The sequence below is a fragment of the Paenibacillus sp. Y280 genome (genome assembly GCF_056786335.1).
Genome location: NZ_JBXCIW010000045.1, coordinates 1 through 10,760, shown reverse-complemented (window position 1 = coordinate 10,760; position 10,760 = coordinate 1). Strand labels below are relative to the sequence as shown.

Genomic DNA, 10,760 nt, shown 5'->3' with positions numbered 1-10,760 from the left:
CCTTACAGAAAATGATGTAGAGTATACATTCTCCACCACTACCACACAAGGTGTCAATGTTGTAATACTGAGAATAAGCGAGAAAACGGGAGAAAACATTACTTTATAGTGGGAGGTAGTACCTGAGATTCGTATGACATTTATAATATCAATTAAATTAATCGGAGGGTAATCTTGTATGCGAAGAATTGCAATCAAAAAGGTTATTGTTTTTCTACTTACTATGGTAGTACTGGTGAGTAATAGTTTAAATGTTAGCGCTGATAATACTGATAGAAATGGAGCGACTAATACGGAAATATCCGTTTCAAACTCTGTATATTACTCGGAGCAAGAAAGCTCCTTTGATCAGAATAAGTCATCGTACATTTTAGGTTTAAAAAAAATCACAATTTAAATGAGTTTGTTGAAAAAAAAGGTTGGAAAAACCGTAAAACCAAAAAGAACGTACATAGTAACACAGTTGTGGTGAATCTTCTGCCCACTGAAGTTGAAAAGTTAAGAAATGATGCAGAAATCACTTTTATAGAGAATGATGCCCAAATAAAAGCTGCATCCGTTGATATGATTGAAAAAGTTGAGGCGGTTGAACCTGGTCAATCTATTCCTTGGGGGTTTAAATCGATAGGAGCAGATCTTGCCCAACAAAAAGATGCTGTTGGTACCAATGTAAAGATCGCGGTTCTTGACACAGGTATTTCAAGTCATCCAGATTTGCAAATCGCAGGAGGTTTCTCGACTTTAGAAAATCACGAAAGCTTCGCTGACGATAATGGTCATGGTACTCATGTTGCGGGAACTATTGCCGCCCTCAGCAATAACATAGGAGTAATCGGTGTAGCCCCAGCTTCGAAAATCTATGCAGTCAAAGTTCTAGACGCAAATGGTTACGGTACTTATTCTCAAGCAGTGGCCGGGATCGAATGGGCAATTCAGAATAAAATCGACATTCTTTCAATGAGCTTTGGTGGTACAAGCCCAAGTGAGGCTTTGCATAACGCCATTAAAGCTGCCAATGATAATGGGATTTTAATCATCGCTGCCGCTGGAAATGGCGGTTTAGGATCAGAAACGGAGCTGTATCCAGCCATTTATCCCGAGGTAATATCGGTAGGTGCCGTAACTCGATCTCACCAAAGAGCTTATTACTCCAGTACGGGAGACAGTCTGGATATTGTCGCGCCGGGATCAAACATCATAAGTACAACACATGACGGTGGATATGGTCTTATGTCTGGAACATCCATGGCGGTTCCGCATGTAACCGCTGCGGCGGCTGTTCTTATGGGACATGGTAAATCCATAGGAACGGAGGAAGTAAAGAAAGATCTTTTTGAATCTGCAAGTCCACTTGGAAGTCCAAATGAATATGGTCATGGATTAGTTAATCTTGCGAAAGCGCTGGGCATCATAGATGGACCGATTGCTCCGATAGACGGACAACCAGTGCCGGAGCCCACTCCTCCAACTGATTCAGACCTTGCTCCCTTAGATGTAAAGAGTGAGGATATATTAGTACTCGGGTTAATGAAAAAGCTTGAGAAGTTAAAGGAAAAGGCAGTTAAACAAGGCGAAGTTAAACTCGCAAAGGAAATTGACGAAACGTATAACCAACTCTTGATAAACAACTCAGAACTGCATCAACTACCTCCTAATCTAAGACAATCAACAAAAGTTGAAACAGAGATGAAGGAGATTGAATCTAGTGTAGCTCAGTACTACTCTACCAATTCATTTGATTTTAACAAAATAAAAAACGAGTATCATAAAAAGATTGGAGAATATAACGCGAAATTTGCGTTACCTTCCTCTTCATCTACAGGCATGACATTGTTATCCGATACATTTGAACCAAACGATACAACCGAGTTTGCTTACGATAGTTATACTGGACAGAACTATTCTTCACTGATTTCTCACAGTCATGACGTTGACTATTTCTCATTCGCTGCTGATCGGACCGGAAGTTTGAGTATTACGTTACAGGTACCCTATAACCGTGATTATGACTTCTATGTCTATGATAAAAACGGTAATATTGTAGCATCTGGGGATTGGTACGGTATTGGGGAAGCTGAAGTTATAAACGTTCCTGTAAAAGCTTACAACACTTATTATATAAAGGTTCTTGGATACATTTTGGACTATGATGATACTCAAGCCTACACCCTTTCACTGTCCACGATTATACTGGATAATCAAACTCTATTTTTAAACCAACCTATTGATGTCAATCTGAGCTGTGGTAGCTTTTCTGTATACAAATTCACCCCGGAGAACTCAGGATCGCATAAATTGTTTACCCAGCCTTTCGGCGGTTATGGAACTTCTAACGACACTGTTTTAGAGTTATACACAGACGCTGGACTTACGAACCGAATTGCTATCAACGATGATGCAAATGGAACAACTTTTTCTGAAATCAATGTAGGTCTAAGTGGAAACGTCACTTATTACGCAAAACTCCGACATTACAGTAGCAGCGGCTCTGTTTATGCCCGTCTAAACGCAACCGTTGATCCATCCCCTATGGAGTTGACACTCAATCAAAAGATTAGTGTAGAATCTCTTTCTGGGAATACGGTTGATCTGAAATTTACTGCTCCAGAAACAGGGTTTTATAAAATATTTACCGATTTCTTCTTTGGGGATATTGGAAACGGTTATAGTGACACAGTATTAAGGACTTTCACTGATGAGAATATGACTCAACTAATGTCTTTTAATGATGATAGCAATGAAAACGTTTTTTCCGAGCAATCTTTTTATACTGGTACATCTAATACGTTATATTTTAGATTGTCTGGGTTTAACGGGGGAGCTACTAGAACTCAAGTACAGACAGTGAAACTAGATCAGTCACTTGTCATTCCTGTCCTTGACTTGAACACTCCAGTTGATATTTCAAAGGGAACTGCCGATAGTGCTTTTTATGATTTTACGCCAGAACAATCGGGATTGCATCGTTTTTTTACGTCACCATATCAAGGGATCGGTTCTGAGAACGATACAGTTATGTATTTGTATGACGAAACCGGCCATCTGATCGCAAGAAATGACGACACAACCGGAGCCTATGGTAATGGCTTCTCAAAAATTGAACAGAATTTAACAGCTGGTGTCAAATATCGCGTTAAAGTCAGACATTATCTCAATTCTGGAAGCTTAAACACACGATTAATGGTAGAAGATGATTTGAACAGTACCCGGGAAACGGCAGAGCCTGCGGCATGGGAGCTCATATACACCAATCAGCTCTCTTCACCCTATGACATCGACTACTACAAGGTTACGCTTGATGAATTAACTCAAGCGCACTTGAACATCAGTGCAAACAAAGTGACTATCGAAGACAGTTTGGGCAACACCTACGGGATTTTCTTACCGGAGAGTACAGAGATGTTCGATCTCCCGGCCGGTACTTATTATGCTCGTGTTGAATACCACCAGGATACACAAATTTTATCCGGGCAAAATGAAATGCGTTCGCTCTCATCCGATTATCAATTGTCTCACAAGCAATCACAAGTGAGCTATGTAGTAAACGGACAAACCATTTCCGCTTCCGATATTTCAGCTCAGAGGTTGCTCATCGACGGTTCTACTGATAGCTACGCATCCGTTAGCTTCTATTATTGGGATCCACATCCGACAACTAAAGTCGAAGTTATTAACCATGAAGGACTGGTTGTTTATGAAAAATTTATTTACAACTTGGAAGGTGGTACCACTTCACCTAAGAAGCACAGTTTTACATGGAACGGAACACTTAACAAAAATACGCACTTAGGGAGAGGATACGACGGCGACTACGACGGAGTGGCGGAGAAAATACTTGCCAAGAATGGTAGGTACACCATCCGAATCGCTCCTACCGACTCTCCGGGTAATAAGTTCCCCACCTATAATGGCCTCACAGTGATAAATGAATCTACTACTTTGAGCCGCCTTATTCCAGCGCCTCCGGTTAAAAATTACAACGGAACGCTAATAACGGCTAGTAATAAAGATAAGAGCGAAGCTTCCAGAAATTACTTTATTAAATATGTATGGGAGAAATACAAGGCTACGCCTCAAGAGACACAATATGTGGCATGGTCGAGAACAATGTATGGGTTAAACGGATTGGAAAAGTTTTGGCATACTACGGAGAATTTTGTTTACAACCCCAATCTATCAACATACGAAAATTTACAAAACCTGCTTGCGCTTGGAGGTATGATACCTGTAATTGGTGAACTCGCAGATGGTACCAGCGCGGTATTGTATCTTATTAATGGCGATGAAGTCAATGGTGCAATTTCAGCTCTTTCGATGATACCATTCTATGGTAACGTAACAAGGGGTAGTGTACTTGGCACAAGAGCTTTCAAAAAACTCTACAATAATCCTTGTAATTGTTTTATAGCTGGCACTAAGGTTATTACTGATAATGGAGAAAAGCCTATTGAACAAATTCAAATCGGTGATATAGTGCTATCCAAGAATCCCGAAACGGATGAAGTCGCTTATAAGCCAGTAGATCAGTTATTTCAAAAGGTTATTGCAGAGTCTTATAACATTTATGTCGGTGGAGAAGTATTAACAACAACAAACCTGCATCCTTTTTGGGTGGTTGATAAAGGATGGATTACTGCAAAAGATCTCGTTGTGGGAGACTTATTTGAAACGGATAAAGGCTCTCATTTAGCAATCGAGCGGATTGAAATAAAACAAGAACAGAAAACTGTATTTAATTTTAGTGTTCAGGATTTTCATACTTATTATGTTTCGACCTTAGGAATTTTGACGCATAATTCAACTTGTATTCCGTCTTCTGTTTATGAAATACAAGTTGCCGGAAGGACAAAATCCACATTAACGGGCTCAAGCCCTTCAGAGATCCTAGGTAAAGAATTAAACAAAGCTGGCTTGTATCCGGATACTACAACAATTCCATCGAGCCAGTGGCAAGCACATCATATCGTACCTTCAACTGCGAAAGCCCCTAAGTACCCCGCAGGCGATGAGGCAAGAGATCTGCTGGATCAATTTGGAATTGATTTAAATTCTGCAGCTAATGGTGTTTGGTTGCCCAAACGAAAAGGTGAACTATCTATCGAAGTTGAGGATTGGGAAGGTACTATGGTTGATTTAGCCACTCATAATGGACCTCATACGAATAATTATTACGTTGTTGTTAGAGATGAACTACGGAAAGTAAAAAATGCTGGAGGAACAACTGCAGATGCTGTAGCGGCGTTGCAGAAAATTAGGAAAGGTTTAATAGAAGATACAATAGTCTTAGGGCGTCAACAATAGAAATAGTACTAAACATCCGCCTCTTATTTAGTATACTAGTAAGAGAAGGATAATTTCTTGTTTATGAGGAGAGTAATATGAAAATTTGGATATTACGTAACCAGGTTGATAGTCATGATGTATTATCGTTAGTTAATTGGGATCAAGACTACCCCCAATATATTAAAAATAATTTTAATGGCTCCGTCATTAATGAATGGGGCGATGTTAAAGTACAATTGTATCAGAGAAAAAAGAGTGACTTCCCTGAATTTAATGTTCCCGTTTTTAGTGAAAATGCAGTGAATGCTTTAATGCATTTGATGAATGGCAATGTGGAGGTTCTTCCGCTAAGTCTTGACGTCGAATCATCAGATAAGTATTTTGCAATCAATGTTACCAATATTGTGGATTGTATTGATGAAGAAAAAGCAGTGGTTGAGAGACTTAGTACAGGTTTAAAGGTAGGCTACGAAAAATATGCATTTAAGCCGGATTGCATTAAACATGAACATATTTTCAAAATACATCTAGAACGTTCAGCTAAAGTTTTTGTTTCAGATACATTCCGCGATGAGGTAATAAAACATGGATTTATAGGATTTCAGTTTATTGAAGCTTGGGATTTAAAAGAAAACTTGGACTCCAAGAAATTTCCTCAACAAAATTCGAATCAATTAAAGGATAAAATCAATGAAGAGAATAAAGGAAGTGAGTATGATTTTGCTGAGGCGGAACAAAAGGTCGAGCAAGGTCAGGCTGTAGAAAGCGGTAAATGGAAAATGCAAAAAGATCAAAATGGAAAGTTCGTTTTAGGAATGTTACAGGTAGACGGTTCGTATTCGTGGGTCTTTCCATTGTATTATCCTCCGAGCTTGCTTGATCTGAAATGGTATGTTGCCAACAAGTCAGACGTGTAAAGATGCTTTGCTGTATTTTTCGGATCGGTGTTTTTTCCATGCAACCGCTTTGGAGTGGAAGCTCTGGTCATGACCGAAACTAGAGAACGGCCTATTGAAGATATTCACCTTGGAGAATAGGTATTTTCAAAGGATCCTTTATCCGGCAAGCAAGAATTTAAGCCATTTGAGCAATTGTTCTAAAAAGAGGTTCGAGTATTTGTGAGAAAATTCAGAGGGAGTTTTATAATAAGCAATCAGCAAAGGATTGGATATTCTATCCCAATGTTTCTAGTTAAAAACGAACAAGATTAACAACCTAGGTCCAATATTTTATTATCCTAGAACACTAAGGATTTTAAATTCATACTTTTTGCTTACGAAATGCAAACGCAAAAGTGAAAAAAACAGCTTATACTAAAAGAGTAGGAAAATGAAATCGGGAAGCCGCCAGACATACGCTGGCGGCTTTTACATGTTTATGGAGGTGACAAAAGGTTGCAAATCATGATTTATGGATTAGAAGTAAACGAATTACTACCACCGGCTTATCGGCTCCTCGTATGTTCGGACCAAGATCAAATGGAAAACATGCTTTTACATGCAACGGTTTCTTTGATTGTGATTCCTGAGCATCATGCGCAAGGGCTCATCGAGCGTATGAGCATTTATGCACCGGATATCCCGATTGCGATTGTAGTCGAGGAGCAATCTCATCAGCATGCGCGTCACTGGACTTCACAAGGCATCGCATGGGTGTGGCCAAAGACCAATTGGGAGAGGCATTTAACACTAACGCTGGAGGCTCCGGAGTAGAAACACCAGGATGAAGAGCCGGTTGATTCCACCGTTTATACACAAGCCTATGAGCAGCCTACCATCTCTATTGCTGTCGCAGGGGCTTTTGATGGGGCAGGGAGCACGCATATGTCCATTGCACTAGCAAACTACCTCTCTAAACAAGGAAGCGGTAGAGTGGCGCTGTGGGAGGCTGGTCGGAAGCCATGCTTTGAGTTCTTATCTTTTAACCAAACGGGTGTCACGAATACAAAGCCACGCTTTGAAATGGATAAGGTAACATGCTTTAAGGGAACAGCGGATATGGAATGGATGGAGGCGTATGCCGAACCGTTCAAATATTTAGTCATCGACCTGGGGAATGTAAATACAAGCGAGCATGCGCATCATTTCTTTCGTGCAACGATACCCATCTTGGTCGGATCGGGCAGCAGCTGGCGGCAGTGGGAGCTTGCACAGTTTTGCCGAAAGCATATTCATAAGCCGCAAGATAAATGGCGCATAGTACTCCCTATGGCGACTCATGATGCAAGCGAAGAAATGGCTGAGGCACTTGCAGGTAGGCAGGTGATGGCCATGCCTACCTGCGATCCCTTTCATCAATCTGAAGAGGCCGAACTGGTAATGGACAAATTGCTTCAAATTTCGAATCGGAAGCCTGTAGGCTTTCTTGGACGATTATTGAATCGTTAGGGGGAGAGGAAGTGAGCTATTATTTACGCTATCAACCCATCTTTGACGTGCAGCAAGGGCGCAATATCATCGGTTATGAGTCATTTGTTTGTGGATCTATGGGTGAGCCGCCATCGGTATTATTTCGTCGATATGCCCATCATTTAGCAGCCTTTGATACCCAGCTCATGAACAGAGCTATGAATGAAGCCTTGCCGCTGCTTAAACCGAACCAACAATTATTTTTAAACGTACATCCCAAAACATTACTAGCAGGTATTCAGATACCGGAACGACATCATCATCAAATTGTCTTAGAGATCATGGAGACCACCATTTACAGCACTCGCATTAAACAGCAGCTTAACCAGCTGGCCAGGAAGGGCTTATCGTTTGCTTATGATGATTTTGGTGTAAAGCAAGCGAACCTAAATCGGCTGCTCTCGACGTCTTTTCGCCCAACATGGCTGAAGTTAGATAAATCATTTATTGCTGCGTATGCAGCGCCTCAAGTGCCTTTAATCATTCGATTTATTGTGGAACTATGCGAGTTAATGGAGATCAAACTCATCGTCGAGGGTGTAGAGTCGGAAGCGCAGCTGCAACTCTTACAAAATAGCGGCGTTCGTTACGTGCAAGGTTATCATCTAGGCAGGCAGCTAACCCAAGTAGAGGGGGTGTCAACTCGTTTACAGCTATCACAAACATTAAATCATTAAACGATTCTCGTAGTTATAGGAGTCGTTTTTTTTATGCTCATCGATCACCGAGAGGAGGTGAAAACAATGAATAAAGCAGGACATGTTGCGCTTGGTGTAGCTGCTGGATCGGTACTGCTTACCGCCTTGCCTTTGGCGCAACTGCATATCGCTGCGCCGGTTGTTTATATCTTAGCTGTAGCTATTGGCAGCTTGGCACCTGATATCGACCATAAGACGAGCACGGCCAGTAACTTGATTCAACTCTCCACGCAAAACAGGAGACTCGCAAGCTCGCTTGGTATGCTGCTCATGCTCATAGGAGCAGCCTGCTGGGGACTTCCACAAATCGGATTCGACCTAGATCCGTTATGGATAAAAAGTGCGCCATTGTTGGTCGGCGCTGGAGTACTTTGCATGCTGCTTTCCAAATTACGCAGCCTGGTATTCCTGGGTGCTGGTGCCTTATTACTTGTAGCGTATGCCATCTATGATTGGCACTGGTTTACGGCACTAGCTGGGGCTGCGCTTTTTATCCTTCCCATGGTCAAGCATCGAGGCATCATTCACACGCCTGAATTTGCACTGGCCATAACGGTAGGAGCACTCTCTTTCTCCCAACAAAGCGAGTTATGGCTCGTACATGCTGCAAGTATAGGGCTGGTCGTTGGCTGGTGGGCTCATCTCATAGGCGATTTATTTGGCCGTGAGGGAATCCATTCACTCCTTATCAAAAGAATCCATCTTGCCCTCCGGCTATTTGATAATGGCGGTGCTGGTGAACGATTCTTTTCAAAGCTATGTTGGGGCATTAGTCTTGTCTGCTGGTTTATTCTCTTGCTGCCAACCAATTGGAAAGTAGATACCCTATTATTTTCTCTCCTATAAAACTCCTACAAAAACAGACCTTAAATGATCTGCTTTTGAAGCAAAAACAATTAAGTCCTACAAATATCCTATAAACGAAAGGTGTTTTAAAAATGAAAATAAAAAAATGGCTAGTTTGGTTGCCCATGATGATTATGTTATGGATGTTGCCCGTTGTGGCTTTTGCAGCAGATGAGCAGAATCCGATTACAAAAATCAAACAGTACTTTAAGTTTGATTGGAAGATTCTAGATGGACTAGGCTTCTTGTTTTACCTCATCATGATTCCGATCTCATTTATGATTATTTTCTTATTGGTTTACAGTCTCTATGACATTATCAAATTCGCCATAAATGTGAAGCGTGCGAAGGAGAGTCTCAATAATAAAAAATTCTGGATTGAATGTGGCGTTGTATTTCTCCTTATCTTTTTCTTCTTTAGTGGTCTTCTTCTTGATTTTCTGGAGAGCGTGTACACGTGGACAAGCAAGCAAGATATCGATGCCGGTGTATAATGGTTAGTTTTAGTTTTCTAGCCTCATCATCGACAGATTCCTACGTAGGCAAAATGAAAAAAATGTACACCATTGACGTCAGTCAGTTGGGGATGATGGATTGGGTATTGGTAATCGCAGGAGCACTAGCCACGGTGATTTGTACGTACGCCTTTGTCTATTGGTTGTATAAGATTATCGCCTTTCTATGGCTGGTGAAGCTAGGCAAAGCAAATGTAGCAGATACAACGTTTTGGAAGCGCATGGGCGTGGCGATTATTATTATTATGCTTTTCATGACGTCAGGTATTTTCACTATCGTAGAAGGTTTGTTTAATGTCCTTCGAAAGACGGGGTGGACGATGTGATACAAGGGATGCCCTATTCTTATTTGGCAGCTGCGGAGGAAGAGGATAGTGGAAAGTGGTTTATTCCCGATTGGGTGAACGACCTGGGCGATCAATTGCGAGATATAACAACGACTTTCAAAGATTTAATGACAGGTAAACTCATTAAAGATGCCATCGAGGGATTAGTCGTTACTTGGGCAGATGAATTTGTAACACCCCTCTATGGTGCATTCGCAAAGAGTTATTTGTTTTCGCCACAAGTCGCAGAAATGAAGTTTGTCTTCACTGGTTGGTCGATCTTTTCACTTTTTAGCTTAATTGCTCTGATGATTGGCATTGGCGTACTGGCGGTTCAGGTTATAAAGGGTAAAAAAGAAATGGGGAAGCTGCTCAAAGTGTTTGCGAGCTGCTTCCTCGCCACGGCCATCAGCTTAACGGTCATGAATATCATCAATGTGGGCCTAAACTGGATCACACAATTGACGCTTGCTGGCATTATCGGGGAAGCAGATATAACCTATCAGAACTTAACCGGCGAAGAGATTTTAAAGTCGCTGGTGATCGGTATTGATAGTGTAACTGATCCGTAAGCGTCAAATCCAGCCCACCTTCAACGTCCAAACCATTCATGAGAAAATGAAGGCAACCCAATGAAGGAGGTTGCCACATGACCACGAGAGAACAACGTCGTCAAGCATGGAT

Annotated in this window: 9 protein-coding genes; all 9 read left to right on the top strand. The window is 41.3% G+C overall.

Features of this window, described 5'->3' with window-relative positions; all coding sequences use genetic code 11:
* Window positions 1–468 precede the first annotated feature (468 nt).
* The gene (locus tag AC1TPC_RS26570; RefSeq protein ID WP_482069735.1) at window positions 469–5,301 is read left to right on the top strand and encodes a S8 family serine peptidase; all 4,833 of its coding nucleotides are present in this window, start codon (window positions 469–471) and stop codon (window positions 5,299–5,301) included.
* A 77-nt stretch (window positions 5,302–5,378) separates the two neighbouring features.
* Window positions 5,379–6,200, top strand: a complete 822-nt coding sequence (locus AC1TPC_RS26565; RefSeq protein WP_482069734.1) for an imm11 family protein — start codon at window positions 5,379–5,381, stop codon at window positions 6,198–6,200.
* Window positions 6,201–6,677: 477 nt separating this feature from the next.
* Entirely contained in the window at window positions 6,678–6,995 is a 318-nt protein-coding gene (locus AC1TPC_RS26560; RefSeq protein WP_482069733.1) for a hypothetical protein, read from the top strand.
* A 111-nt stretch (window positions 6,996–7,106) separates the two neighbouring features.
* Window positions 7,107–7,670 carry a hypothetical protein gene (locus AC1TPC_RS26555; RefSeq protein ID WP_482069732.1) on the top strand — a complete coding sequence of 188 codons (564 nt, stop codon included), beginning with the start codon at window positions 7,107–7,109 and terminating at the stop codon, window positions 7,668–7,670.
* 11 nt (window positions 7,671–7,681) lie between these two features.
* Window positions 7,682–8,368 (top strand): EAL domain-containing protein, encoded by a 687-nt coding sequence (locus AC1TPC_RS26550; RefSeq protein ID WP_482069731.1) that lies wholly within the window; start codon window positions 7,682–7,684, stop codon window positions 8,366–8,368.
* 66 nt (window positions 8,369–8,434) lie between these two features.
* A complete protein-coding gene (locus AC1TPC_RS26545) occupies window positions 8,435–9,235 on the top strand; it encodes a metal-dependent hydrolase (protein WP_482069730.1) in 801 nt (266 codons plus the stop codon).
* A gap of 92 nt (window positions 9,236–9,327) precedes the next feature.
* The gene (locus tag AC1TPC_RS26540; RefSeq protein WP_482069729.1) at window positions 9,328–9,729 is read left to right on the top strand and encodes a hypothetical protein; all 402 of its coding nucleotides are present in this window, start codon (window positions 9,328–9,330) and stop codon (window positions 9,727–9,729) included.
* A gap of 53 nt (window positions 9,730–9,782) precedes the next feature.
* Window positions 9,783–10,076, top strand: coding sequence for a hypothetical protein (locus tag AC1TPC_RS26535; protein WP_482069728.1), 294 nt, complete (start codon window positions 9,783–9,785; stop codon window positions 10,074–10,076).
* Entirely contained in the window at window positions 10,073–10,648 is a 576-nt protein-coding gene (locus AC1TPC_RS26530) for a hypothetical protein (protein ID WP_482069727.1), read from the top strand. Before AC1TPC_RS26535 ends, AC1TPC_RS26530 begins: the two co-directional genes overlap by 4 nt.
* Window positions 10,649–10,760: the final 112 nt, after the last annotated feature.